Origin of the sequence: Microbacterium sp. GCS4, from assembly GCF_001262495.1 — a bacterium.
GTDB lineage: Bacteria > Actinomycetota > Actinomycetes > Actinomycetales > Microbacteriaceae > Microbacterium.
Map to the genome: position 1 here is coordinate 331,288 of NZ_LGYE01000003.1, position 26,171 is coordinate 357,458.

At 69.1% G+C, this 26,171-nt stretch carries 24 protein-coding genes; 11 read left to right on the forward strand and 13 right to left on the reverse strand.

Annotated features, from left to right (window positions below):
• Positions 1-11: 11 nt before the first annotated feature.
• Positions 12-1,046, reverse strand: a complete 1,035-nt coding sequence (locus AKH00_RS13400) for a LacI family DNA-binding transcriptional regulator (protein ID WP_050723252.1) — start codon at positions 1,044-1,046, stop codon at positions 12-14.
• Positions 1,047-1,138: 92 nt separating this feature from the next.
• Here AKH00_RS13400 and AKH00_RS13405 point away from each other — a divergent pair, with 92 nt between their 5' ends.
• Positions 1,139-2,971, forward strand: a complete 1,833-nt coding sequence (locus AKH00_RS13405; RefSeq protein ID WP_082297624.1) for a glycoside hydrolase family 35 protein — start codon at positions 1,139-1,141, stop codon at positions 2,969-2,971.
• 284 nt (positions 2,972-3,255) lie between these two features.
• Complete coding sequence (locus AKH00_RS13410; RefSeq protein WP_235556777.1) at positions 3,256-8,394, forward strand: endo-alpha-N-acetylgalactosaminidase family protein; 5,139 nt, start codon at positions 3,256-3,258, stop codon at positions 8,392-8,394.
• Between the two features lie 334 nt (positions 8,395-8,728).
• Here the strand turns inward: AKH00_RS13410 and AKH00_RS13415 are convergent, their stop codons facing one another.
• The 4 genes from AKH00_RS13415 to AKH00_RS13430 form a co-directional block, all read right to left on the reverse strand.
• Positions 8,729-9,649: a carbohydrate ABC transporter permease gene (locus AKH00_RS13415; protein WP_050723253.1), complete on the reverse strand. Its 921-nt coding sequence runs from the start codon at positions 9,647-9,649 to the stop codon at positions 8,729-8,731.
• Complete coding sequence (locus AKH00_RS13420) at positions 9,646-10,629, reverse strand: carbohydrate ABC transporter permease (protein WP_082297625.1); 984 nt, start codon at positions 10,627-10,629, stop codon at positions 9,646-9,648. The genes AKH00_RS13415 and AKH00_RS13420 overlap by 4 nt, the downstream gene beginning before the upstream one ends.
• Positions 10,630-10,716: 87 nt before the next feature.
• Positions 10,717-12,027, reverse strand: a complete 1,311-nt coding sequence (locus AKH00_RS13425) for an ABC transporter substrate-binding protein (protein ID WP_050723380.1) — start codon at positions 12,025-12,027, stop codon at positions 10,717-10,719.
• Between the two features lie 307 nt (positions 12,028-12,334).
• On the reverse strand, positions 12,335-12,523 hold the full coding sequence (locus tag AKH00_RS13430) for a DUF3073 domain-containing protein (RefSeq protein WP_050723254.1): 189 nt from the start codon (positions 12,521-12,523) through the stop codon (positions 12,335-12,337).
• A gap of 149 nt (positions 12,524-12,672) precedes the next feature.
• Here AKH00_RS13430 and AKH00_RS13435 point away from each other — a divergent pair, with 149 nt between their 5' ends.
• The gene (locus tag AKH00_RS13435; protein ID WP_050723255.1) at positions 12,673-13,215 is read left to right on the forward strand and encodes a universal stress protein; all 543 of its coding nucleotides are present in this window, start codon (positions 12,673-12,675) and stop codon (positions 13,213-13,215) included.
• A 112-nt stretch (positions 13,216-13,327) separates the two neighbouring features.
• Here the strand turns inward: AKH00_RS13435 and AKH00_RS13440 are convergent, their stop codons facing one another.
• The 7 genes from AKH00_RS13440 to AKH00_RS13470 form a co-directional block, all read right to left on the reverse strand.
• Positions 13,328-13,954 carry a PadR family transcriptional regulator gene (locus tag AKH00_RS13440; protein ID WP_050723381.1) on the reverse strand — a complete coding sequence of 209 codons (627 nt, stop codon included), beginning with the start codon at positions 13,952-13,954 and terminating at the stop codon, positions 13,328-13,330.
• Positions 13,951-14,793: a DUF4097 family beta strand repeat-containing protein gene (locus AKH00_RS13445; protein WP_050723256.1), complete on the reverse strand. Its 843-nt coding sequence runs from the start codon at positions 14,791-14,793 to the stop codon at positions 13,951-13,953. Before AKH00_RS13445 ends, AKH00_RS13440 begins: the two co-directional genes overlap by 4 nt.
• Positions 14,794-14,880: 87 nt before the next feature.
• On the reverse strand, positions 14,881-15,447 hold the full coding sequence (locus tag AKH00_RS13450; RefSeq protein ID WP_152926194.1) for a hypothetical protein: 567 nt from the start codon (positions 15,445-15,447) through the stop codon (positions 14,881-14,883).
• 1 nt (position 15,448) lies between these two features.
• Entirely contained in the window at positions 15,449-15,700 is a 252-nt protein-coding gene (locus tag AKH00_RS13455; RefSeq protein ID WP_152926195.1) for a hypothetical protein, read from the reverse strand.
• Entirely contained in the window at positions 15,654-17,168 is a 1,515-nt protein-coding gene (locus tag AKH00_RS13460) for a hypothetical protein (protein WP_050723259.1), read from the reverse strand. Before AKH00_RS13460 ends, AKH00_RS13455 begins: the two co-directional genes overlap by 47 nt.
• On the reverse strand, positions 17,165-17,887 hold the full coding sequence (locus AKH00_RS13465; RefSeq protein ID WP_152926196.1) for an ATP-binding cassette domain-containing protein: 723 nt from the start codon (positions 17,885-17,887) through the stop codon (positions 17,165-17,167). The genes AKH00_RS13460 and AKH00_RS13465 overlap by 4 nt, the downstream gene beginning before the upstream one ends.
• Before the next feature lie 65 nt (positions 17,888-17,952).
• The gene (locus AKH00_RS13470) at positions 17,953-18,195 is read right to left on the reverse strand and encodes a hypothetical protein (protein WP_050723261.1); all 243 of its coding nucleotides are present in this window, start codon (positions 18,193-18,195) and stop codon (positions 17,953-17,955) included.
• 205 nt (positions 18,196-18,400) lie between these two features.
• Here AKH00_RS13470 and AKH00_RS13475 point away from each other — a divergent pair, with 205 nt between their 5' ends.
• The 3 genes from AKH00_RS13475 (at position 18,401) to AKH00_RS13485 (ending at position 20,561) form a co-directional block, all read left to right on the forward strand.
• Positions 18,401-19,189, forward strand: coding sequence for a MerR family transcriptional regulator (locus tag AKH00_RS13475; RefSeq protein WP_050723262.1), 789 nt, complete (start codon positions 18,401-18,403; stop codon positions 19,187-19,189).
• A 180-nt stretch (positions 19,190-19,369) separates the two neighbouring features.
• Entirely contained in the window at positions 19,370-19,744 is a 375-nt protein-coding gene (locus AKH00_RS13480) for a hypothetical protein (RefSeq protein WP_050723263.1), read from the forward strand.
• Between the two features lie 4 nt (positions 19,745-19,748).
• The gene (locus tag AKH00_RS13485) at positions 19,749-20,561 is read left to right on the forward strand and encodes a nitroreductase family protein (RefSeq protein WP_050723264.1); all 813 of its coding nucleotides are present in this window, start codon (positions 19,749-19,751) and stop codon (positions 20,559-20,561) included.
• 2 nt (positions 20,562-20,563) lie between these two features.
• Here the strand turns inward: AKH00_RS13485 and AKH00_RS13490 are convergent, their stop codons facing one another.
• Positions 20,564-22,090: an FAD-dependent oxidoreductase gene (locus AKH00_RS13490; RefSeq protein WP_050723265.1), complete on the reverse strand. Its 1,527-nt coding sequence runs from the start codon at positions 22,088-22,090 to the stop codon at positions 20,564-20,566.
• 88 nt (positions 22,091-22,178) lie between these two features.
• On the opposite strand from AKH00_RS13490, the gene AKH00_RS13495 reads away from it, so the two are divergent.
• The 5 genes from AKH00_RS13495 (at position 22,179) to AKH00_RS13515 (ending at position 26,171) form a co-directional block, all read left to right on the forward strand.
• Positions 22,179-22,565, forward strand: a complete 387-nt coding sequence (locus tag AKH00_RS13495; RefSeq protein ID WP_050723266.1) for a fluoride efflux transporter FluC — start codon at positions 22,179-22,181, stop codon at positions 22,563-22,565.
• Positions 22,562-22,921 (forward strand): fluoride efflux transporter FluC, encoded by a 360-nt coding sequence (locus tag AKH00_RS13500; protein WP_050723267.1) that lies wholly within the window; start codon positions 22,562-22,564, stop codon positions 22,919-22,921. The genes AKH00_RS13495 and AKH00_RS13500 overlap by 4 nt, the downstream gene beginning before the upstream one ends.
• Before the next feature lie 125 nt (positions 22,922-23,046).
• Positions 23,047-24,318 carry an ABC transporter substrate-binding protein gene (locus tag AKH00_RS13505; RefSeq protein ID WP_050723268.1) on the forward strand — a complete coding sequence of 424 codons (1,272 nt, stop codon included), beginning with the start codon at positions 23,047-23,049 and terminating at the stop codon, positions 24,316-24,318.
• Between the two features lie 7 nt (positions 24,319-24,325).
• Positions 24,326-25,285: a carbohydrate ABC transporter permease gene (locus AKH00_RS13510; RefSeq protein ID WP_050723269.1), complete on the forward strand. Its 960-nt coding sequence runs from the start codon at positions 24,326-24,328 to the stop codon at positions 25,283-25,285.
• Positions 25,278-26,171 carry a carbohydrate ABC transporter permease gene (locus AKH00_RS13515; protein WP_200903859.1) on the forward strand — a complete coding sequence of 298 codons (894 nt, stop codon included), beginning with the start codon at positions 25,278-25,280 and terminating at the stop codon, positions 26,169-26,171. Before AKH00_RS13510 ends, AKH00_RS13515 begins: the two co-directional genes overlap by 8 nt.

Below are 26,171 nucleotides of genomic sequence, written 5' to 3' on the forward strand. Positions count from 1 at the left end.
CCTCTCAGGCGTCAGCGGGCGGTCGACGGTGGTGCGGTCGACGACCGCACCACGAGCTGGGGATCGGTCGACGGGATCTCGCCGATTGCGTCGTGTCCCTCGATCTTCGCGATCACGCGCAGTGCAGCTGCACGTCCCATGTCCTCGAAGGGCTGCCGCACGGTCGTGAGCGCAGGGGAGGCATAGGCGGCCAAAGCGATGTCGTCGACGCTGACCACCGACACGTCGTCGGGCACGCTGCGTCCGGCCTCGTGCAGCGCACGGATCAGGCCGAACGCCATCTCGTCGCTGCTCACGAACACGGCCGTGACGTCGGGGATGGCGGCGATCGTGCGTCCCGCGCGGTAGCCGGATTCCGGCGTCCAGTCGGCGGGGATCAGCGGCGGGGGTGCGATGCCGCGGTCGCGCAGCGTCTGCTCCCACGCCTCGATGCGGTGCTGCGTCTCGATCCAATAGTCGTCGCCGGAGACATGCCAGACCGTCGCGTGGCCGAGGTCGAGCAGATGCTCGACCGCAAGCCGGGCGATCGCGCGCTGGTCGACGGCGAGCGGCGCGTCGTCGTCGAGGGAGCTCCTCTCGCTGCGGGTGGCCGGGGTCCGCTCGGTGCGCGCGCGCATGGCCGGGCTGTCGAGCTCGACCGGCACGCCCAGGATGATGCCTTCGGCGCCTTGGCGCTCGAGCCGGTCGAACGCTTCGAGGAAAGCTTCGGTGGAGGCGTGGTCCGCGACCGCCGCCGTCGTGACGGTGTACCCGTTCGCGGCGGCGACCTGCTGGATTCCGACGCCGAGCGCGGCCGACGAGTAGCGATCGGTCGAGACGACGATCACCCCGAGCACGCGCGTGCGACCGGAGGCGAGGGATGCCGCGGCCGCGTGCACCCGGTAGCCGAGCTCCTCCACGGCCGCGAGCACGCGGCGCGCAGTGTCGGGGCGGACGTTGTCCTGTCCCGACACCACACGGGAGACCGTCTGGGTCGACACTCCCGCGAGGCGGGCCACGTCGACCTGGCTGGGGGATCGGTCTTCCTGATGGCGACGAGGGGGCATGGGGCAATGGTAGCGATCAAACAGCGGAATATCACGAACCACGGGGAGCTGTGGTGCAATAATGTGAACGCAAACACTATCGCTGGAGGATCATGTCAGACCTTCTCGCCCGCGCCGTCGACGGTCGTTCCCCGGGCGCCGACGCCCCGGAGCGCACCGTCGGGGCCCCGGCGTCCGCCCTGTCCTGGCGCGACGGCGCGCTCTTCCGCGGCGGCGTCCCGCACCGCATCCTCTCGGGAGCGATCCACTACTTCCGCGTGCACCCCGACCAGTGGGAGGACCGGTTGCGCCGCCTCGCCGCGATGGGCGCGAACACGGTCGACACCTATGTCGCGTGGAACTTCCACGAGCGCGTCGAGGGCGAGCGCCGCTTCGACGGCTGGCGCGACGTCGAGCGCTTCATCGCGCTCGCCGGAGAGATCGGCCTGGACGTGTTCGTGCGGCCGAGTCCGTACATCTGCGCGGAGTGGTCGAACGGCGGCATCCCCTTCTGGCTCTCGGGTCGCGTCGCCGCGCTGCGTTCGAGCGACCCCGACTTCCTCGAGGCCGTCGACGCCTGGTACGACGAGCTGATGCCTCGGCTGGCCCCGCTGCAGGCCGCCCACGGCGGGCCGATCGTCGCGGTGCAGATCGAGAACGAGTACGGCTCCTACGGCAGCGACGCCGCATACCTGGTGCACCAGCGGGATGCGATGCGCCGTCACGGCATCGTCGAGCTCCTGACCACGGCCGACGGGATCACCGCGGACATGATCGAGCACGGCAGCGTGCCTGGTGCGATGACGACCTTCACGTTCGGGACCGGGGTTGCCGCAGCCCGCGCACTCCGGCGGGGCGATGAGGCGCTCATGTGCAGCGAGCTGTGGGGCGGATGGTTCGACCACTGGGGTGAGCGTCATCACGTGCGATCGGCGGCCGGCATGGGCGGAACGGTGCGGGAGCTGCTGGATGCCGGAGGATCGGTGAGCCTCTACATGGCGCACGGCGGCACGAACTTCGGCCTGTGGAACGGCGCCAACCACGACCGGGTTCTGCAGCCCACCGTGACGAGCTACGACTCGGACGCCCCGATCGGAGAGGACGGGACGCTCGGCGAGAAGTTCCACGAGATGCGCCGGATCCTCGAGCCCTTCCACGACAGGGAGCTCCCGCCGGTTCCCGCGCAGCCTCGGCGTCAGCGCCCGGCGTCCGCGCCGTTGCGGGCGGTCGCCGGACTCGTCGACGTGATCCGCTCCGCACCGGTGGTCGGCTCGGCATCCGCGCGCCCGCAGACGTTCGAGCATCTCGGCGCAGAAGACGGCCTCGTCGCGTACGAGGCGACCGTGTCCTTCCGCGACGGAGCCGCGCTCACGGTCGACGGGCTGCACGACCGCGCCACGGTGCTGCTCGACGGCGAGTGTCTCGGTGTGCTCGAACGCGACGGCCTGACCACCGTCACCTTGCCGGGGGCGAGGCGCGAGGCGCATCTCACCCTCCTCGTGGAGAGTCTCGGGCGGATCAACTACGGGCCCTACACGGGGGAGGGCAAGGGGATCATGCGCGGCGTGATGATCGGGCGGCGCCTGGTGCACGGGTGGACCCACAGGGTTCTCCCGCAGGACGCGCCGCGCCTCGACGAGACGGCCATGGCGGCGGTGGCGGCCACCGGTTCGGAAGGGCTGGCCACGGCATCCATCGTGGTCGAGGAGGCGCTGGACGCCTGGCTCGCGTTCCCCGGCGGCACGAAGGGCATGGTGTGGCTCAACGGCTTCCTGCTCGGCCGCTACTGGGAGATCGGACCGCAGGAGACCCTCTATGCGCCGGCGCCGCTGTGGCGGGCGGGCGAGAACGAGATCGTGGTGCTCGACACTGCAGGTCTCGGAGGGGCGGTGGAGATCCGGGAGCAGCCCTCGTTCGGGCCCCGCGAGGAGTTCATCGGCTCCTGACGCCGTGACGAAGGGCCGCCTCGCGCTGACGCGAGGCGGCCCTTCGTGTGCCCGGCGGGGGAGACCGTCGCGAGCGAAATCCGTGAATGTTTACGCTTATATCACTCAGGGTATTGCAAAATCGAGCATGATCCGCCTACGGTGATAGCGCAAACATTCGTGTCCGCGAGTGTCCAGCGCGACGCATCGAGGCGTCTCCTCGCCGTGTCGCCCCATCCGAGAGGCAAGACGTGTTGAGTACACCCCGAGCCCACCGCGCAGGGAGAGCCGTCGGCTCCCTGCTGGTGACCGCCCTCGCCGTCGGCGGAGTCGTCGCGCAGGCCGCGCCGGCCCAGGCGGCCGATCTGATCCCGGTTCCGAAGTCCGAGTACCGCCTGGCCGCGGTCTCGAGCGAATCCGACGCGTACCCCGCACCCCCGGCGCTCGACGGCACCGCGCTCGGAGCCTTCGACGGCGACTTCTCCACGCAGTGGGTCTCGCGCTACACGACGCCGGCCCCCGCCCCGCACTGGCTCTCGCTCGACCTGCAGCGGTCCATCTCGATCTCCGCGGTCGACTATTCCGGCAAGAGGGGCCAGCGCGTCTCGGCCAAGAACGTCGAGGTGTACGTCACGGACGACGCGGCCGTCGCCCTCACGGATCCGAAGAACGGCGGCTGGGGCGCGGCGGCCGCCACCGCCACTCTGCACGCCCCGACCGCGAACGACGAGAAGCAGCGCATCGCGCTCGGCGAGGCGAAGACCGGCCGCTACGTCGCCTTCGTGATCCTCGACGCACAGGACGCCGCGGGCAACGGAGGGGGAGCGGGCGAGATCGAGGTGCTCAGCGACGAGGCGCTCCCGCCCATCGTGACCGATCCCGGCGGACCCGCCGTCGGTGACACGGTGCAGATCTCGAGCGGAGGAACGACGGCGACGGTCGCCGCGGACTTCCCGCAGATCGTCGAGTACTCCGTAGGCGGCGCCACGATCGGCGGCCAGCGCGCAGCCGGTGCGACGTGGTCGGTGAACGGCACCGCGCGCACCGCGACGACCACGGCGACACCTTCCGCGGCCGGTGTCGACTACATCTCAGTGCTCGACGGGATCGACGTGACGGTGCGCAGCAGCATCCGGGTCGACGCCGAGGGGTCTGTCGTGTTCGAGGTCACGGGCGTCGAAGGCTCGACTCCCGTCACCACGCTCGGCCTGCCGGACAACGCCTTCCTCTCCGCCGGAGCATCCGACGGGTCTCCCGTGCTCGACCGCACGGTCATCAGCCCCGACAGCACCAAGAACGCCGACGAGCACATCGCGGTGAACGCCGGGACGCCCACAGGGCAGAAGGGCGCGGCCTTCGCGTTCCTCGGCACCGGCGACCTCATCGGCAGCGTGATCTCCAACTCGACCACCCAGGCGTCCGGCAGCACGGCGCCGTGGAACACACGACTGACCACCCGCATCACCGGCGTCGACGGACGCACCGCCGAGATCGGCTCGAACAGCTGGCTCATCCACCCGACGACCGCCGTGGACGACCGCGTGACGACCTACGAGCTGCCGAAGGTCACCGTGCTGCTCACCGGCGACCGCAACGGCGACGGCGCGGTGGACTGGCAGGATGCCGGAATCCGCTATCGGGAGGTGGACACGCCACGACTCGGCGCCGACCGCGTCGCGGAGCGCGTCGTGAGCCGCATCCCGTTCAACTTCGCCTCGAGTGCCACCAACTACTTCGACCTGACGCTCGACAACACCAAGCGCATCGCGAACCAGACCGACGGTCTTGGTCAGTGGGTGCTCAACAAGGGCTACGGCAGCGAGGGGCACGACTCGGCCAACACCGACTACGGCGACAACGTCAACGAGCGCGCCGGCGGTGTCGAGGCCCTCAACCACCTCGTGGACGAGGGCGCGAAGCTCAACGCCGACATGAGCGTGCACGTCAACGCGACGGAGATGTACCCGCAGGCGAATGCCTTCGACACGGCGATCATCGACGGCGCCGCCCCCTACAAGCCGGGCTGGAACTGGCTCGACCAGTCGTACTACATCAACCAGCAGGCCGACCTCGGGTCGGGACGTGTGCTCGACCGCTTCCAGCAGCTGCGCGACGAGGTGCCGGGACTCAGCGGTGTCTACATCGACGTCTACTACTCCAACGGCTGGGTCGCGGAGGAACTCGCCGACGAGCTGCACGGCATGGGGCTCGAGGTCGCGACCGAGTGGGGCGACAAGTTCGTCGACAACACCGTGTGGTCGCACTGGCCGAACGACCTCAGTTACGGAGGCGTCACGAACAAGGGCATCAACTCGACCATGGTGCGCTTCATCCAGAACGGACAGGCAGACATCTGGAACGACGACGCCCTGCTCGGCCAGCAGCGACTGGTCGACGCCGAGGGATGGGTGGGCAACCAGAACTGGGACGGCTTCATCGGCAACGTGTGGACGCAGAGCCTGCCGACCAAGTTCATCCAGCAGTTCGATCTGCTCGCCTACGAGGCGGGGAAGTCGGCGGCGCTCACCGACGACGTCGCGATCACGATGGACGGCAGCACACGCGTCATCACGATGGACGGAGCCACGGTACTGCGCGGCGACTCGTACCTGCTTCCCTGGCAGTCGCTCGCGTCGAACACGGAGGCCGGATCGCCCGTCGACGCCGACAAGATGTACTTCTACTCGGCCTCGGGCGGAGCTCAGACGTTCGGCCTCACCGACGCCTTCGGTGCGAACACGGCGTTCGAGGTCTTCGCGCTGGGCGACCAGGGCCGGCAGAAGGTCGGGACCGTGAACGCGGTCGGCGGCGAGCTGACGATCACCGGCGACAAGGGCGTGGCGTACGTCGTCGTGCCGCAGGGCGGCTCCGAGCGGGCCGCGGTCGACTACCGCGACGCCGGCCTCGACGACCCCGGATTCAATGCGGGATCGCTCGACGCGTGGCACCCGAGCGGTGATGTGGCGATCGCACGCACCGACGAAGGGACGGCGAAGGGCGACTCCCGCGGCGACAACATCGCCGTGCTCGGCGACGCCGCGTCGTCGATCGGCCAGACCGTCACCGGGCTCACTCCGGGAGAGCGGTACTCCTTCTCGGCGCAGGTGGAGATCGATCCGATCGCGACACGCGACGTCACGATGTCGGTCGACACCGGCTCGGGTGCCGTGCAGCGCACCTGGAATCTCTCGCCGACGATCAACTACGTGGCCGCGGACTCCAAGAACGGTCGGCACTCGCAGCGCGCGACCGTGTCGTTCCTCGCACCGGCGTCGGGCGAGGTGCGGGTATCGATCGCCGCGGCCGAAGGCGAGGCGACGGTGCGGATCGACAACGCGCGGATCATGTCCGACACCACGACGCCCTTCGCAGCCGGAACGGTCTATTCGAACGACTTCGAGGGCAACCAGCCCGGATGGGGGCCGTTCGTGAAGGGCGACGCGGGCGGTGTGACCGATGCGCGCACCAGCATCTCGCGACGCCACGATCCGTACGCGAGCAGCGAGTGGCGCAACACCGCCGCACCGTTCGCTCCCGGAGGCGCGCTCGCAGGTCTCGCGGTGGACTCCACCCTCACCGGCGACCACTCCCTGATGTCGCACTCCGAGAACAACGGGCTCGTCTATCGGACCGACCCGACGCTCGTGCCGTTGCAGGCGGGCCACACGTACCGCATCGGCTTCGACTACCAGGCCGGTGCGATCGGCTCCTACCGCTGGCTCACCGGCACCGACGCGGTGACCGACGGCGAGGTGTCGTCGACTGTGCTGAACCGCACCCCTGTCGAGCAGGCGCTCGAGACGACGGCGTTCTCGCAGGACGTGGTCGTCGGATGCGGCGACTACACCTGGGTGGGCCTCGAACGCGCCGGCGGACCCGACGTCGACTTCGTGCTCGACGACTTCACCGTCACCGATCTCGGGCCGACCGCGGGCGGGACGCCGTGCGCGACGGTCTCGGGAGCGAGCGCAGTGCTGAACCCCGGCGCCCAGGCGACGTTCACGACGCAGTTCACGAACAGCGAGGACATCGTCGCCGAGAACGTCGCGGTCGCGCTCGACCTGCCCGAGGGATACGACATCGAGGTGGCCGACGGATCGTCGAACCTGTTCGCCTCCGTCGACCCCGGGAAGACCGTCGAGACGACCTGGCTCGTCACCGCCCCGGCGGAGGCCGCCGGGGCGACGGTCGCCATCGGCATCGCGGCGACCTACCTCGTCGACTGCGATGTGCGCACGGTGCGCACGACGCAGCAGACGGCTGTCGCGAGCAGGGCGAGGATCCCGAACGCGCAGATCACCGCCTCCGCGAGCTCGGAGGAGACCGAGGGAGAGGACGGCGCTGCGGCGAACATGCTCGACGGAGAGGCCGGGAGCTTCTGGCACAGCCGCTGGAGCACGAGCGCGACGTCGTATCCGCACGTCGTGACGCTCGACCTCGGAGCCGCCGAGACGGTCGACGGCGTCTCGTACCTGCGTCGCGGCGCCAACCAGAACGGTCCCATCAAGGGCTACGAGGTCGCGGTCTCGACCGACGGTCAGACGTACACGCCGGTGGCTTCGGGCGACTGGCAGAACGTCGCCGGATGGCAGGACGTGGACTTCGCCGAGACCACCGCGCGCTACGTGCGGATCACGGCGACATCGTCGATCTCCGGCACGCAGTTCGCCGCGATCGCCGAGGTGGCCGTGTACGGCACGCCCGCGGCGAAGGCCGGGCATGCGCCGAAGCCCCGCCCTGACGACGCTCTCGACGGATGCGGCCAGGCGACCGATCCGGTGCTCGACCTCGATGCCGGATCGGTACGGGCGGGGGACAGCGTGGGCGTCGCGCTCACCGGCTTCGCCCCGGATTCGGCGGTGTCGTTCTGGCTCGATGGCATGAGGATCGCGGATGCCGCGGTGGACGGAAAGGGCGCCCTGTCGACGTCGCTGCTGATCCCCGCGGATGCCGTGGTCGGGGCGCACCGGTTGATCGTCAAGGACGCCGGAGGCGCGGAGCTCGCGAGCTCGGCGCTGGAAGTCACCACGGCGGCGACGCCGAAGGACGCCACGATCACCGCCTCCGTCGCCACGGCGCGCGCTGGCGCGAGCCTCAGCGTGCAGCTGCGCGGCTTCGTCGCCGGAGCGGTCGTGCAGGTGTGGCTGCACTCCGACCCGGTGCGCCTCGGCGAGGTGACGGTGGGTGCCGACGGCACCGCCGTCGCGACCGTGACGGTCCCGGCGAACACGCCCGCCGGCGCCCACGCCCTCGTCGCCACGAACGCCCAGGGCGCGGAGCTCGCGCGCACCGGACTGGCCGTCACGGCGGTGCCGGGTTCGGCGACCGGCGCGCTCGCCGTCACGGGCGGCGACGGCGCGGCATGGGCCGCGCTCGCGGCATCCGCCCTGGTGCTGCTCACGATCGGCGGTCTGATGTGGGGCAGGCGCCGCCGCGCAGACTGACGCACGGCATCCCGAGGAGGCCCGGACGATCACGTCCGGGCCTCCTCTGCGTGCGCGGGCTCTGCGTGCACGGGCGGTGGTGCTTCGCAGCTCGGTGGCCATGCCAGGATCTGGGCGGCGCTGCCCACGCGTGCGTCGCGGACGGAGAGCTCGGTCCCGGACGGCAGGCCCGGCCCCGATCTTCCGCGCCCGATGAGAAGTCCTTCCGCCCGACACGGGTGCTCGAGGGGCCCGGAGGCCATGGCGAGGGTGTCGAGGCGTCACCGCGCTAGGGCACCCCCGGACACGCGAAGAGGCCCCCGCCGTGGCAGGGGCCTCTTTCCCAGGTTCCGGATCAGCCCTTCACGGCGCCGGCCGCCAGCCCCGACCGCCAGTAGCGCTGCAGCGTGAAGAACAGGAGGATCAGCGGGATGACGCCGAGCAGTGCGCCGAGCATGACGGCGCCCTTGTCGGGCGAGAAGTAGCTCATCATGCCGTACAGACCGAGCGTCACCGGCTTGAGGTCCTGGCTCGAGATCATCATGAGCGGCAGCAGGAAGTTGTTCCAGGTCGCGACGAAGATGAAGAGGAAGATCGTCACCATGGCGGGGCCGAGGAGGCGAAGCACGATCGTGAAGAAGATGCGCGCCTCGCCGGCTCCGTCGATCCGCGCCGCCTCCAGGAGCTCGGTCGACACCGAGGATTCGGCGTAGACCATTCCGAGGAACACGCCGAACGGCGACACGGCCGAGGGGATGATGATCGCCCACACCGTGTTCGTGAGTCCGAGGGCGTGGAACTCGATGTACAGGGGCACGGTCAGCAGCGCCACCGGGAGCAGGAGTCCCGCCATGATGATCCCCACGGCGATGCGCTTGCCGGGAAAGGCGAACTTCGCGATCGCGTATCCGGCCATGACCGCGAACAGGGTCCCGATGACGCCCGCGCTCACCGAGTAGAAGAGCGAGTTGCCGACCCAGCGCCAGAACAGCCCCTGAGTCCAGCCCATCAGGCTGTCGTAGTTCGCGACGAGGTTCGGTTCCGCGAACCAGAACCCGAACGTCGAGGTGAGGTCGGTGTTGTCCTTCGTGGAGGCGACGACGAGCCAGTACACCGGCACGAGGAAGTACAGGGTCGCGACGACGAGGGCGATGATCCCGAACGCGCGGGCGACGGGTCCGGGTGCGATCGAGGGCGGCGGGGCGTCGAGGTCCGGGCGGCGCGCGCGGCGACGCCCCGGGGCGGGCACGGTGGTGGCGAGAGCGGTGGCGGTCATGCGTCCCCCTTCCGGCGCTGCAGCAGCGCGTACACGATGGCGAGGACCCCGGCGATCAGGGCCATGAGCAGGGAGTAGGCGGATGCCGGGCCGCTGCCCGACGGCGACAGTTCGCCCATCATCGAGTTGTAGGTGAGCATCATCGGGGTGAAGTCCTTGCCCATCCAGGAGTTGGCGCTCTCCATGATCACGGGCTCGTTGAACAGCTGGATGGTGCCGATGATCGACAGCAGCACGGCGAGGAGAGCTGCGCCTCGGACGAGCGGCACCTTGATGCGCATCGAGATCTGGAATCCGGATGCGCCGTCGAGACGTGCGGCTTCGTAGAGGTCGCGGGGCACCGCCTGCAGGGCCGACAGGAAGATGAGCATGTTGTAGCCCATGTACGTCCACGTCGTCATGTTCGCCATGGAGAAGAGGATGGTCTGCGGCGACATGAGGTCGGTGCCGTCCGGCAGGTAGGGGAGGAAGGGTGAGACCTCGGGCGTGTAGAGGTAGAGCCACATCATCGCCGCGATCACGCCGGGCACCGCGTACGGGAGGAAGAACGACAGGCGGAAGAGGGCGGGCCGTCTGACGATGAACGAGTCGAGCATCAGGGCGAGGGCCAGCGCGCCGACGATCATGACGGGGATCTGCAGGCATGCGAAGAGGATGACGCGTCCCATGCCGAGCCAGAACGCGCCGTTGCCCGCCGCGGCGACGAAGTTGTCGAGCCCGACGAACGTGTCGACGAGCTCGCCGCCTCCGTAGAGGCCGCCCCCGGCGGGGACCTGAGCGAAGAACGACGACCGTACCGACACGATGATCGGCACGAGGAACACGATCGCGAAGAGCGCCGCGAACGGCGCCATGAACAGCCAGCCGGTGAGTCCCTCGCGCCTCCGTCCGACTCCTGTGCGGCGGGTACGTGTCGCCGTCGAGGGGAGGCGCGGTCTCGTCGACGGCGACGTCGCCCTCGTGTCGGTCACAGTGGCCATTGTCCTGCCTCTCGGTCCATGACGGTGGCGGAGCGCACGTGATCGTGCACTCCGCCACCGGTCATCTCGTGCTCTTGCTGTGGTCGATCACTCGGCGACGGGGAGGCCGAGGTCCTTCAGCGAGGCGACGGCCGTGTCCTGTGCGGTGGTGAAGATGTCCGCGACGGTCGCCGAGCCGGATGCCGCGGCTGCGGCGGTCTCGTTCATCTTCGACAGCGTGGAGAATCCGGGCGCGTACGGGAAGTCCGGGTTGAGGTTCTCGGTCGCGGTGGCGAGCTCGGCGAGCACGTCCTGGCCGCCGAACTGCCGGAGCATCTTCTCGGGGGTCTCGACGTCGCCCTTCGCGGCGACCACGAGCCCCTGCGAGGCGAGGTCGTCGACCTGCGTGTTGAACCAGTCGTTGAACTCCATGGCCTCGGCCGGGTGCTCGCATCCCTTCATGATCGAGACTCCGGATCCGCCGTCGGGGCCGCTCTGGGCGCCGGCGCCCATGTCGGGGAGCTGTGCGACGCGCCACTGTCCTTCGGCGGGGGTGCCATCGAGGGAGTCGAGCAGGAACCCCGCCTCCCATGCCGCGCCCACGTGGCCGATCAGGCTGCCGTCGTTGAGTGCGGAGGTGAAGCCTTCGCCCCAGCGCTCCGTGGTCAGGGTCTGCTTGTTGTCGAGGAGTCCCTGCCAGAAGGCCGCGACCTTATGCGAACCGTCTCCCTCGGTGTCGACCTTCCACTCGTCGCCCTCGGCGGCGAACCAGGTGTCTCCCGCGGCCGCGGCTTGCCCTGCGAGCCAGTTCTGGGCCTCGTCGGGGGTGAAGGCGGTCACGAACTTGCCTGCAGCGGCCGCGGTCGCGGAGTCCGCGGCGAGGTCGTCGAGCGTCGCGGGGGCGTCGAGACCGAGAGCGGCGAACTCGGCCTCGTTGTAGAAGTAGACGAGGGGTCCGGTGTCCTGCGGCAGTCCGACGATCGCGTCGCCGACCTTCATACCGCTGAACGCGCCGGCGGAGTAGTGCTCCTCGTACTTCGTCGCCTCGTCGGCGACGTCCTGCAGGAGGCCCTTGACGAAGAGCTGAGGGACCTCCGAGTACCCGGTCTGCGCGAGGCACGGGCCGTTCCCGGCTTTGATGTCGGTCTCGAGCTTGAGGATCATATCGCTCGACTTGCCGTCGAACTTCGTCGCCTTCACCTGGACGTCGGGGTGATCGGCGTTCCAGCGCTTCACGATGTCGTCGACCTTGGTCATGCCGTCTCCGTCGGGCAGACGGTGGACGTACTCGATCGTGATCGGCTCTCCCGCGTCGGCGCCGCCGGAGTCGGTGGTCGAGCAGGCCGCGAGTCCGAAGGCCGAGACGGTGCCGACGGCGACGACGGCTGCGGTGCGGATGAGGCGAGGGGTGGGTGCCATGCTGTTCTCCTCTTTGAGGTCATGTTCGTGCGGGTCCGGCACCGGGGCGCCGTCGATCACATGCACATCAAATCAGAAAATGTTTGCGCTCACAAGAGCGTGAGGACAACGATTACGGCGTCAGCAGCCTTCGCTTAGGGAGCGCTGACATTGCCGGCGCCGTCGGCGGGTCGACTCGATCGCGGGACGGACGCACGGCCTCCTCGCGATGCCTCGCGGAACTCGATCGGCAGGTGTTCCCGAATGCTCTCCGGGCACGACGAAACCCCCGTGCGGTGCACGGGGGAGACGACGAACGGGAAAGCGGTCAGGCCTTCTCTAGTTCGTCCTCGTCTTCGTCGGCGTACTCGTCAGCCCACTTGTCGACGTACTCGTTCTCCGAGTCACTCGGGTGACCGAGTTCGCGCTCGAGCGCCGAGTAGTTGACAGACGGACTGAATGACTTCAGTTCGCGGGCGATTTTGGTGTGCTTCGCCTTCTGACGGCCACGGCCCATGCCTGAGACCCCCTCACGAGTTGAGCTGCGGGCTAGCTGGGGCCCGATGCATTCACGACACCGGCGCGAGGCCGGTAAGAGTAGCATTCAGAATAGCACGCGGCTACGCCGTACTGCCTGACAGCAGCACTGTGAAGGGAGCGATTCTCATGACCGACAACGCCTCCACTCCCTCCGATGAGGCCGCCCAGAACGCCACTCTGCAGAAAGCCGTGATCGTCGGCATGCAGCCGGGGCAGAGTGCGCACGTCATCCATGAAGCCGCGCGGTTCGCGCGCCTGCTGCGGGTGCCGCTCGTGGTCGTGCACGTCGACGTCACGCGGTTCGTGACGTACGAGGATCCGGACGGATACGTGCACTCGGCACCGATCGACATCAACTTCGACGCGGGCACCGCCGAGTTCGAGGCCGTGCAGTCGGAGGCCGCCGCGGCGCTCGACGGCACCGGGCTCACCTGGACGGCGCGTCAGCTCGTCGGCGACCCGGCTCTCGCGATCAAGCAGCTCGCGAACAAGCTCGACGCTCAGCTGATCGTGGTCGGCACCCGCAAGCGGGGGATCGGCGAGTCGATCCGCGAGTTCTTCACCGGATCGGTCGCCGCGCGTCTCGCTCATCGGCAGCATCGCTCCGTGCTCGTCGTGCCGCTCGAAGAGCCGGTGCCCGACACGCAGCCCGAGATCTGGACCGAGTAGCAGCTCGGAGCACGGCGTTTCGTCTCGTCGCTCCGCTCCTCGCTCAACGACCGGGTAAGACCCCTGGTCGTTGAGCGACGAGCGCAGCGAGGAGACGAAACGCGCCGCCCGATCAGCGCGACAGGGTCGACAGAGCCGCCGTGATACCCCTGGCCGCGGCATCCAATCCGTCTTCGAGCTCTGACACGACGGATGCCGGCAGGCGGCCACCCTGCGCCACATGCGTGCGCAGATCGGTGCGCACCCTGGCGCGGAACGCGTTGATCACGGCATCCGCCCGGTGCATCTCCTCGCGGCTGACGATGCGCTCGTCATCGCCGGGCGTGCGGGGACGGGCCTTGGAGGCCGCGCGGTCGTCCTTCTCGGCGGAGGCGAAGTCGGCGCGCAGGCTCTTCATCGCCTCCTTGACGCTCTGGCGCACCTCGTTGGCGATCAGACGCACCGAGTCGGTGAGTCCCGCCTCGATGCCGGCGAGGTCGCCCTCGCGAGACGTGAGCTCGGCGCGTCCGGCGTCGGTGATCGCGTAGATCGTGGTGCGACCGTCGACGGTCTTGGAGACCAGGCCCTCCTCCTCGAGCTTCGCGAGACGCGGGTAGATCGTGCCGGCACTGGGCGTATAGGTGCCTCCCGTGCGGTCGGTGAGCGCCTGGATGATGCCGTAACCGTGCTGCGGCGCCTCGGCGAGCAGCGACAGCAGGTACAGGCGCAGGTCGCCGTGGGAGAAGACTGCGGGACTCATGCGTCCTCCCACTCGGCGTCGTTCTCGATCGAGGCGGGGGTGCGGCGCAGCACCGTCACTCCGCCCGAGACGGAGTTCACGCGCAGGTCGACGAAGCGTCCGGCGAGCTCTCCGGTCGAGCCGGTGTAGTTGCTGGGGCCCGAGGAGGACCGCTCGACGCCGTCGATCAGGAGTCGGCCGCTGAGCGAGCGCAGCACGTAGTTCGCCGCGAGGGACTCGTCGAGCCGCACGGTCGTTCCGCCCGACACCGAGTTCACGGTGACGGTGTTCACGTCGCCGGCGGCGTCGACCAGGGTCGCGCCCGACACGGTGTCGACGGTCGCCTTGCGCACGGTGCCGGTCACGGCGATGTCGCCTGAGACGCTGTTGGCGCTGATCGAACCGGTGAGGCCGCGCACCTGCACGTCTCCCGAGACGGAGTTGACGGTGAGGTCGCCGATCAGCGTGTCGACGATGAGGTCGCCTGACACGGTGTTGAGGCGGGCGTCGTTGCGGATGCCGGAGACCAGCGCGCCTGCGCTCACGACGCCGAGGTTCAGCGCGATCGAGCGCGGGACCGCGACGCTGACCTCGGCCTTGGGTCCGCCGGAGCCGAAGTTGCGGAAGACCTCGAGGAAGTTGTCCCAGCCGAGCTGCGGGTGGTCGATCTCGACCTCTCCGTCGTGGGACTCGATGCGGAGGTCCTTGATGGTCACTCCGTGCACTTCGATGCGGATGCCGGGTTCGTCGTGCGCGATGACGTCGACCTGGCCGCCGACCAGGCCGATCTTCAGCCGACTGACGTTCTCGATGTCGATGACGCGTTCCTCGCCGGGGGCGATGAGCCACTTCTCGGTCATTTCTTCTCCTGTGGGTGGTGGGGCCGTGTTGAGACGGATCACGATATATCGTGTGTGAGAAGCGTAACACGATATATCTCGAAAGTGTCAAGACTGTGATCGCGCCTTCTCGTCGGTCGGCGGGATCCCGGTGATGGATCGCTCGCACCCGATCCACCGATGCCACGACCGGGCGCCCGCGATCGCGGCGCGCCCGTCCGCGAAGATCGGGACCAGGAAGAGCCCGTGCGCGAGGAACCACGCGTGCAAGAGGAGGTCCGGGCACGCGAGCAGGAGCAGGAGACCGACTGCGACGCATCCGCCCGGACCCGCGGCAGCCGCGACGAACATGTCGCGACCTCGGATGCGACCGCGCGCCGACACCGAGATCCGCCAAAGCGTGCGCTCGAGCGTGAGCGTCGTCACCCCCGGCGAGCGTCGGAGCGCGATCGCGTGACCGAGCTCATGGAGCACGAAGGAAGCGCAGAGTCCGCACGAGTAGTGGACAGCGAGCAGGATCGTGCCGACGAGAAGGGCCGGCTGCGCCGTGACGACGCCGAGCACGCCGGCCGCGGTGGCGGTGGACGCGAAGACGATGTGCAGCGGCCATCCCGCCAGCAATAACCAACGGCTCAGCGTGCGGACGTCAAAGGAGTCGATGGCCCGCGTCCACACGTCATTCCGCTTCGGCGAGGAGCTGCGCCCGGCGTTCGACCAGCATGTCGTACACGGCGAGCGTCGCGAGCAGCAGGAACGTCACGACGACGAAGGCGATCACGAGCGGTGCCGGATTCGCGAGTCCCACCTCCAGCCCTGTCGTGCCGTCCTCGCGCTGATCGACGCTCACGAACAGCGAGTCGAAGAAGCCGAGTCGTCGGCCCTCAGTCGACCCCGACGAGAACATCAGCCACACCAGCGTGACGGTCACGATCCCCGCCACGGCGACGGCGGCCGCTACGACGCATCCGAGTGCTCTGAACATCCACTTCATGACGTTCCGTCCTTTCGATCTTCTGCATTCCGAGGAGCGAGAGCCCCACTGCCGCAGCGCTGATGACGAGGAGCGAGACGACGCTCACTCCGGTGGGGAGACCGAGGAGATCGGTCCCGAGGAGAAGGGTGCCGGTGACGATGCCTGTCGTCACGATGCCGACGATGACGGAGAACGGATTGCCCTTCTCCGGCGGGAAGGCGATGCCGGCGAGGGTCAGCACGACGATGTTCGACAGTGCGAAGCCGACCACGGCGAGGATCGTGACCACGTCGATCCCGGTGAGGGCCGACATCACGCCGATCGGCACGGCGCACAGGACCAGCGCGGTCGCCTGCGGCGCGACGATGAGCAGATAGCGCACGAGCAGGCCGTGCCGCCGCGGCCCGATCGCGCGGAGCGGAGCCGTGGAGACGTGGGCGTACACCGCGGACACCGTGCAGGCCACGAGCAGGAACGGCGGCAACTCGATGTCGAGGAGCAGGAGAGCGTAGGACCCGCCCAGCACGAGGCCGTACACCGTCATGGTCTCGATCGGGCGGAGGTGCGCGGCGACGTAGGCGCCGAACTCGGAGCTCCCGAACAGGCGGGGAGCGATCGCGAATCTCCGGGTCGGCTCGAAGCTGCGCGGGTTCACGACAAGGATCAGCGCGACGAGCACGGCGACGATCGCGAGCCAGGCGACGGTCGCGACGACCGGTCCGAGCGTCTCGGCGAGATCGGCGAAGAGCAACTGGACCGCGAAGTGCTCGGGGCCGCGGTCGACCGCCGCGAACAGCACGCGCTCGGACTGGGCGGTGGTCACGACGGACAGGGCGATCAGGGAGCCCGCGAGGATCACCGGGACGAGGAATGACCGCAGCCGCGCGAGCCGCAGGCGCAGGAGTCCGCGCTCGAGCGCCAGGTAGAGAGCGCTCGCGAGGAGGTAGGAGATCACGGACGGCATGACGAGACACGTGACGATGTCGTCGAGAATCCCGATCCCGCCGATCGACAGGGCGCCGACGACGAGCGCTCCGAGGATCACGGCGGTCCCCGCGCCGACGAGCGCCGCTTCGAACAGCATGAACCCGATCGTGCGCGCGCGATTGGTCACGGGGAGGCAGTAGGTGAGTTCGACGAGGTCGTTCGACCGCAGGAACAGGACGCGGACGACCGTGAACAGCGCGAGGGTCCACATCGGCACGGCGGTGCCGGCCACGCGCAGCAGCGGGCGGAGCAGCTCGGGGTCGGTGATGATGCTCCGCAGCGTCACCACCCCGAACGTCAGCGCGCCGCCGAGGGCGATCACGACGACCGCCACGAGCAGCGCGCGGATCGCGGGCACTCGGAGAACCCCGTGCCGGAGAACCCTGCGGACCAGGAAGGTGCCGAGGAATCCGGCCAAGGTCAGCGCGGGAGTCATGACGTCGGAGAGGATGCCGGACTGCGCGTGGCCTCTGCGACGAGGGCATCGAGAGACCCATACCGAGCGAACACCTCGTCAGTGGAGAGATCGTGGCGGACGGTGCCGTCGACCAGGAGGATCACTCGGTCGCAGACGGCCTCGATGAGACGCAGGTCGTGGCTGCAGAAGACGAGTGCGCGGTCCGCGCCCAGGCGACGGGCGTCGGCGGTGAACGCGCGCACTGCATCGGCGTCGACGCCGTTGAGCGTCTCGTCGATGATCGTGAGGGGCCGCTCGACGAGAAGGCTCGCGATGACCTGCACCTTCTTGCGCATGCCGTGGGAGTAGTCCTCGATGAGGTCGCCCTCGCGGCCCGCCATGTCGTAGCGGCGGAAGAGGTCGGCTGCCTTCGCCGCGTCGGTCTCCTGACCGTAGAGGCGGTGCATCAGATCGACGTACTCCTGTCCGGTGAGGAACTGCGGGAGGGTGTCGTTGCTCGCCGAGTAGGCGAGATCCCGACGGGAGGCCCGGTCGCGGTGCGGGCGTCCCTGCATGCTGATCCGGCCGCTGCGAAGCTGCAGCAGATCGGCGAGAAGGCGGATGAGGGTCGACTTCCCGGAACCGTTCGGTCCGACGAGGCCCACACGCTCGCCTCGGTTCACGGCGAAGGACACGTCCCGCAGGACGGGCCGGGACTTCACATAGGAGAATCCGACGGACGAGACGTCCAGCAGCATCTCGGCACCTTTCTTCTGGGTGTCCCTCGGCGCACCGTCGGTGACGCCGAGGGAACGGGGTGGTGTCACACGCACTCGATCGACACGGAGACGCCCTTCTTGCTCCACTTCCAGTTGCCGGTGAACTTCCTGCCTCCGTTGGAGAAGAAGCACCAGAGCGCGAGGGCTGCGAGGAACGCCACCCCGAACACGAGGATCGCTGCGATCAGCACCAGCCACCAGGCGTCGACGCGGACGATCACGTCGTCGACGGCGTCCTGGACGCGTCGGCGCATCAGTGTGGGCTCGATCATCGACATCACGGACATGAACCCCCTTCTTTCTACTTGTTGTCGGTGGGACGATGCTCGCAGTCGGGCGACCACTTCCACAAGCGATTCAAGGCGTATATACCGTCATACGACTACATTGCGTCGACAGGTTCTCGCGAGTGAGTGAATCGTACTTGACCTTGACGTAGCGTCAACCTCTACCGTGGAGTCATCCGGTACGAACCCCGCGGAAGGAGCAGCCATGACCGGTCGGGACTGGTCGATCCAGGAGATCGCCCGCCTCGCGGGAACCACCAGCAGGACGCTGCGTCACTACGACGACATCGGCCTGCTGCCGCCGACGCGAATCGCGCACAACGGATACCGGCACTACGACCAGGCGGCGCTCGTGCAGCTGCAGCGGATCCTGCTCCTGAGAGAACTCGGACTCGGACTGCCGCAGGTGGCCGACGTGTTGCGAGCCGCTCCACAGGGCCAGGCCGAGGCCGCAGCCCTGGAGACGCACCTCGCGCTGCTGCGCGAAGAGCAGGACAGACTGGCGCGTCAGATCGCGTCGGTCCAGAGCACCATCACGGCACTGAGAGGAGGTGAAGAGCTCATGGCAGAGAACATGTTCGACGGCTTCGACCACACGCAGTACAAGGACGAGGTCGAGCAGCGCTGGGGCCGCACGGCCTACGCCGACGGCGACGGCTGGTGGCGGGGGATGACGGATGCCGAGCGCGCCGACTGGCAGCAGTGCGTGGCCGACCTCGGTCGCGACTGGATCAGGGCGGCGGAGAGCGGCATCGACCCGGCATCCGCGGACGCCCAGGACATCGCACGTCGCCACGTCGAGTGGGTGACGGGCGTGCCCGGCACCCCGGCATCCGTGCCCGGTGGCGACGTGAAGGCGTACGTGATCGGTCTCGGCGAGATGTACGTCGCCGATCCGCGCTTCGGCGCGAACTACGCGACGTCGTCCGGCGGGACCCACGGCGCCGAGTTCGTCCGTGACGCGCTCCGCGTCTATGCGGACGCGTACCTGTAGGACCTGGCGCGTTTCGTCTCGTCGCTCCGCTCGCTCAACGAGCGGGGGCTGTTCCTCGGTCGTTGAGCGAGGAGCGCAGCGACGAGACGAAACGCGTCTCCTTCCGCGCGACCCGTACCGAACACGCGCACGCGCCGCAAGAGCCGAGCCGGACGCCGCCTCCGGGCGTAGGGTCGTGCCATGACCCACCGCCGGGAGCGCACGAACGCGGCTCCGCTGTTCGCAGCGGCCGCCGTCGCCTACGGCGCGAACGCCGCGCTCGGCACCGCGGTCGCCGCGCGGCTCATCGACACCCGTGGGTTCCGCTGGGTCCATCACGCGCTCTACATCGCCACGTGCGTCACGACCGCCGCCGCGCTGAGCGCTGTGCTGTGGGCACGTCCGAAGCGGGCCAGCCGCCGCGCCGCGGCATCCCTCGCTCCGGCGATCGCACCGCTCGCGGCCATCCCGTACCTCGGTACCCACACCCGACGGCATCCGCTCGTCGCGCTCGCCGCAGCGCCCTTCGTCGTCGCGGGCCTCGTGTGCTCGCGCATCCCCTCCGACCGGAAGTGAACGCATGGAACTGCTCGATGTCATCCGCCGCCGCAAGACGACGAACGGTCCGTTCCTGCCGGACCCGGTGTCGGAAGAGCATCAGCGCATCCTGCTCGAGGCCGCCGGCCGCGCCCCCTCGCAGCTGAACAGCCAACCGTGGCGGTTCGTCGTGATCGAGGACCGCGGCACGATCGACCGCATCGCGCGCATCTCGGGCGAGAGCATGACCGAGGCGATGTCGAACGGCACGTTCTTCGAGCGCTACAAGCCGTACTTCCGCTTCAGCCAGGCCGAGATGGAGGAGAAGCGCAGCGGGATGCTGTTCGACAAGCTCCCCGCCGCGCTCCGGCCCTTCACGAGCCAGGTGTTCACGAAGCGCGGGCAGAAGCTCATGAACACGTTCGGCGTGCCCAAGACGCTCGGCGAGGAGAACCACAAGCTCGTGGCGGGGTCGCCGCTGCTGCTCGGCGTGATGCTCGATCGCAGCGAGTACCGGCCCGGTCAGCTGTCGTCGTTCTACTCGGTGTTCAGCATGGGCGCCGCGATGGAGAACGTCTGGCTGACCACGGTCGAACTCGGCATGGGCATCCAGTTCATCTCGTTCCCGATGGAGGTGCCGGGGCGATGGGAGGAGATCATCGAGCTCCTCCACGTGCCCGACGATCTCGAGCTCATGGCCGTGTACCGGCTCGGCTACCTGCCGCCCGAGCAGCGCCGCCCCGCGATCGACTGGTCGAGCCACCAGCGCAAGCTCGTCTCGCAGTACGTGTTCCGTGAAACGTGCGAGCAGCCGCAGCAGGGCTGGGACGGCCCGCCCGCCGACGCCGCGCGCTGAGCTCAACCGGCGCTCGTACGCGGCAGCGTCTTCAGGTCGCGCAGCGCCGGACCCTCGATGCGCGTGCCGTCGGGCGAGAAGCGCGAGGCGTGCAGCGGGCAGTCCCACGTGCAGTCGGCGTCGTTCCAGGCGAGCACGCCGCCGAGGTGCGGGCACACCGCGTCGACGGCTCGAGTGACGCCGTCGACCGTCGAGACGCCCACCGGCAGTCCGCCGCGGTTCGCGACGACGCCCTGGCCCTCCACGGGCCGGGGGACGGGGACGCGCCGTCTCTCGGCGTCCACCCACCCCGTGGTCGCGGCGGCGGCGACCTTCGCGCCCTCGACCGCCCCGCGAGCGAGGTCGGCGGGCACGGTGAGCCGCGTGCCGATCTTCACCATCCAGTCGGGGCGGTCGTGCCAGCTCGCGCCGAGCACCTCGGCGGTGAGGCGGAGGGCTGCGGCAGGGGCGTTCGAGAGGCCCCACTTCGCGTACCCGGTCGCGAAGCGCACGGCACCGAGACCGCGGGGCATCGCGCCGACGAACGGCAGCAGGTTGTGCGACTCGTAGTCCTGAGCGGACCAGCGGTGCGTCTCCTCGGCGCCGGGGAAGTGCTGCTGCGTCCACGCGACCAGGTCGTCGACCGCGGCGCGCTCGCCGTCGGAGCGCCCGACCGGGTGCCCGTTGCCGCCGACCACGAGGTTCGAGCCGTCCTCGGGCCCGTCGGACGGCGAGACGGGACGGATCGACCTGGTCGGCCCGTCCGCGGAGATGTAGGTGGCGACCGGGATGTCCCCGGGCACGCGGAACGAGACGCAGTACGACCGGAACGCGCGCATCTTGGCGAAGTACAGGCCGCGGTCGAGGATCGGGGCGCCGGTCGTGACGACGATGTGCTCGCCGAACAGCGGGCCGGACGCTGTCTCCACCCGCGAGTCCGGCAGGGCATGGACGGCCGTCACGCGGATGCCGGTGTGCAGCGTCCCTCCCGCGGCGAGGAACTCCTCGGCCAGGGCTCGGGCCACCCGCATCGGGTCGATCGTCACCTGCTCGCCGAGCGCGACGGCTCCTGCGACCGGGAACGTCTCGGGCACCTGCGTGCCGATCAGCATCCGCGTCGGAAGTCCCGCTTCGCGTGCGGCGGCATGCGAGGCGCGCACGCTCTCCAGTGCGTCGGGGGTCTGCGCGTAGGTGTGGTCGGTGCGGCGCTCGTACGGCACGCCCGCGTGCTCCGCGAACTCGAGCAGCCAGTCCATCCCGGCGCGGTTCGCGTCGACGTACGCGCGGAGCAGCGACGCCGAATGATGTCGACGGATCTCGGCCAGGCGCTGTCCCTGCAGGAGCGACAGCTTGCCGGTGTTGCCGCCCGTCGCGAGTTCGCCGACCGCGCCGGCTTCGACCACGGCCACGTCGAGCCCCGCACGCACGAGCATGACGGCGGTGGCGAGACCCGTGAGGCCCGCACCGACGATGACGACGTCGTGCCGCCCTCCGGACTCGAAGGGCGTGCCGACGGGCGGGGCGGAGTCGATCTTCCACAGCGGCTTCATGGCGTCAGTCTTGGCCCCTCGGGTGAGGTCGCACAGCGGGTTGACAAGCGTCCGCGGCGCTGCGAGAGCGGCGGACTAGAGTGGCCGGGTGACTCCCCGCCGCCTGCTCCTCGTGTTCCTCGGGGGCGCCGCGGGCACGGCGGCGCGGCTCGCCCTGGGCCTGTGGATCCCGGAGGTCGGCGGCTTCCCGGTCGCGACTTTCGCCGTGAACGTCGCGGGCTCGTTCCTGATCGGCGTCCTCGCGGCGCGACTTCCGCAGACCACGGATCTGCGCGTGCTGCTGGGCACTGGAGTGCTCGGGGGCTTCACCACATACAGCGCGTTCATGACCGGCACGGTGGGGGTGTGGGCGTCGGCGCCTGCTCTGGCGGTGGCGTACGCGGTCGCGAGCCTGGTGCTCGGATTCGCCGCGGCGGCGCTGGGGCTGCGTCTCGGGGGTCGGGCCGCCGGGTCGACGCCGGAGGGTGCGCCGTGAGTCCGCTGCTGTTCCTCGGTGCCGCGCTCGCCGGGGGAGTGGGGGCCACGCTGCGGTATGTGCTCGATGTCGCTGTGGGGTCGCTCGCCGGACGACGCTTCCCCTGGGGCATCCTGGCGGTGAACCTCACCGGTTCCTTCGCGCTCGGTCTCGTCACGACGGCCCTGCCCGAGCAGGCGTTCCTCCTCGGGGCGGGATTGCTGGGCGGGTACACGACCTTCAGCACCGCGATGCTCGACACGGTCGCGCTGTGGCGCGACGGCGAGCGCCCGGCATCCGTCTTCAATGTGGTGGGGATGCTGGTGCTGGGCCTGCTCGCGGCAGGCCTCGGGATGCTGCTCGGAGCGCAGCTCTGACGCCACCGGCGAATCGATGCTTGCGCGCGGCCGCCTGGCCGGGTTAGTCTCCTTGCTAATCGTTTAACTGTTAATCGTTTAACACTATCGACGCACACCTCCCGCACCCGTCAAAGGAGACACCGATGCCCCGCACCTCCCCTCGCGCCCTCGGCGCCCTCGCCGCCTCCGCGGTCGCCGTCCTGGCACTCAGCGCCTGCTCGTCCTCCACGGGCGGCGACTCCGCCTCCGGTGGCGACGTCACGCTCAGCTACGCGATCTGGGACGAGAACCAGAAGCCGGCCATGGAGGAGATCGCTGCGGCGTTCGAGAAGGAGAACCCGAACGTCTCCATCGACATCCAGGTCACGCCGTACAAGGAGTACTTCACCAAGCTGCAGACCGCGGCGACCGGAGGCTCGGCCGCCGACGTGTTCTGGATGAACGGCCCCAACTTCCAGCTCTACGCCTCGAACGGTCAGCTCGCCCCGCTCGACGACGCCGGAGTGGATGCCGCGGACTACCCCGAGGGATTGATCGACCTCTACACCTACGACGGGAAGCTGTACGGCGCCCCGAAGGACTTCGACACCGTCGCGCTCTGGTACAACAAGGAGCTGTTCGACGCGGCCGGCGTCGCCCACCCCGCCGCCGGATGGACGTGGGACGACTTCACGGCCGCCGCCGCCGCCCTCACCGACCCCGCCACGGGCCAGTTCGGCGTCGCGGCGAGCCAGTACGGTCAGGAGAACTTCTACGACTCGATCGCGCAGGCCGGCGGCGAGGTCATCTCGGAAGACGGCACGAAGACCGGGTACGACAGCCCCGAGGCGCTCGAGGGCATCGAGCTGTGGACCGATCTGATCGCTGCGGGGTCCTCGCCCACGGCGCAGCAGATGACCGACACGAACCCCGAGGACATGTTCCTCTCGGGCAAGGTCGCCATGTTCCAGAATGGCTCCTGGGCGGCGATCGCCTACGGCAGCAACTCCGATATCGCCGACAAGGTCGACGTCGCTCCCCTTCCCGCCGGACCCGAGGGCAACCAGAGCGTGATCCACGGTGTCGGCAACGTCGCCAACGCGAAGAGCGCGCACCTGGCTGAGGCGAAGGCGTTCGCGGCGTTCGCGAGCGGCGAGGAGGCCGCGAAAATCCAGGCCGAGACCGGCACCGTGATCCCCGCGTTCGACGGCACGCAGGATGCCTGGGTCGACGCGCTGCCGCAGTACGACCTCCAGGTCTACATCGACGCGCTCGCCACCGCCGTGCCCTACCCCGTGTCGAGGAACACCTCGGCGTGGACGAGCATCGAGAGCGAGGTGCTCTCGCAGGTCTGGTCGGGAGCGGTCACGCCCGAGGCCGGCCTGAAGGACCTGGCCGAGAAGATGCAGGCCGCGCTGGACGCCGAGCAGGAGTGACGCCGTCATGACCGTCGTCGCCCCCCGCGAAGCCGTGCAGGCGGAGCGGATGCCGGAGCCGCCGCGCTCCGGCATCCGCCGCCGACGGCGCAGCCCCGGCGCCTCGCCCTGGTGGGCGTTGGTCTTCCTCGGCCCCACGGCCGTCGGCATCGCCGCGTTCTACCTGTGGCCGACCGTGCGGACGCTCCTCATCTCGTTCACCAAGTCCGGGCCGTTCGGCGGCTCGGAGTGGGTCGGGATCGACAACTACGCCCGTCTGTTCCAGGATCCCGAGCTGATCGGCGCCCTGCGCAACACCGCGCTGTACACGGTGATCGCGCTCATCGGCATCCCGCTCGCGGTGGCGATCGCCGCCCTCCTCAACACCACGGGCCTCAAGGGGCGCAGCGCGTACCGCACGCTGTACTTCATCCCGGTCGTGACGATGCCCGCGGCGATCGCGCTGGTCTGGCGCATGATCTACAACGGCGACTACGGGGTGCTGAACGCCGCGCTCGGCGCAGTGGGCATCGACGGGCGCAGCTGGCTGACCGATCCGAGCACGGCGCTGATCGCGATCGCCGTCGTGGGGATCTGGGCCGGCCTCGGCACGAACATCGTGATCTTCCTCGCGGGGCTGCAGGGCATCCCCGACACGATCATGGAGGCCGCCGACCTCGACGGCGCCGGCCCCGTGCGCAAGTTCTTCTCCATCACGATCCCGCTGCTGTCGCCCTCGATCTTCTTCGTGAGCGTCATCAGCGTGATCGGCGCGCTGCAGGTCTTCGACCTCGTCTACATGATGCTGGGACGCAGCAACCCGGCCATGCCCAACACCCGCACCGTGGTCTACCTGTTCTACGAGGCCGGGTTCCTCGACAACGACCGCGGCTACGCGGCCGCCGTCGCCTTCCTGCTGCTGCTCATCATCCTGGTGCTGACGATCGTGCAGTTCCGCCTGCAGAAGAAGTGGGTGCACTATGAGTGACGTCTCGCTCGACACGCGCGCCGTCGTCGGCGCCGCCCCCGGCCGATCGGGATCCCGCCCCGGAAAGCCGCGCAACCGCGGCCTCTGGATCGTGCACCTCGTGCTCATCGTCGGCGCGGTCCTCATGGTGTTCCCGTTCGTCTGGCAGCTGCTGACCTCGTTCAAGACGCTGTCCGACTCGGTGCAGGTGCCGCCGTCGATCCTGCCGCGCGAATGGGTCTTCACGAACTTCGCCGAGGTCTTCGACTCGATGCCCTTCGCGCAGATGTTCGCCAACTCGGTCCTGCTCACGATCGGGCGCACGGTGGGTCAGGTCGTGCTGTGCACGATGGCCGGCTACGCCTTCGCGCGCATCCCGTTCCCCGGCCGCAACGCGCTGTTCGTCGTGTTCCTCTCGGTGCTCATGGTGCCCTCGCAGCTGTACCTGCTGCCGCAGTACGAGATCATCCAGGCGCTCGGGTGGCTCAACACGCTGCAGGCGCTCATCGTGCCCGGCATCTTCAGCGCCTTCGGCACCTTCCTGATGCGGCAGTTCTTCCTCTCGATGCCCGCCGAGCTCGAGGAGGCCGCGCGCATCGACGGCGCGAATCCGTGGCAGACCTTCTGGCGGATCATGGTTCCGCTCGCGAAGCCTGGCATCATCGCACTTGTGGTGTTCACTGTGCTGTGGTCCTGGAACGATCTGCTCTGGCCGTTGATCGTGACGACCGACCCGGCGCGGATGCCGCTGTCGGTGGGACTCTCGCAGCTCGTCGGCATCCACGGTACCGACTACCCGGTGCTCATGGCCGGTGCCCTGCTCGCCACGCTGCCGATGCTGGTGACGTTCATGATCCTGCAGCGGCAGTTCATCCAGGGCATCGCCTTCAGCGGATCGAAGGGATGA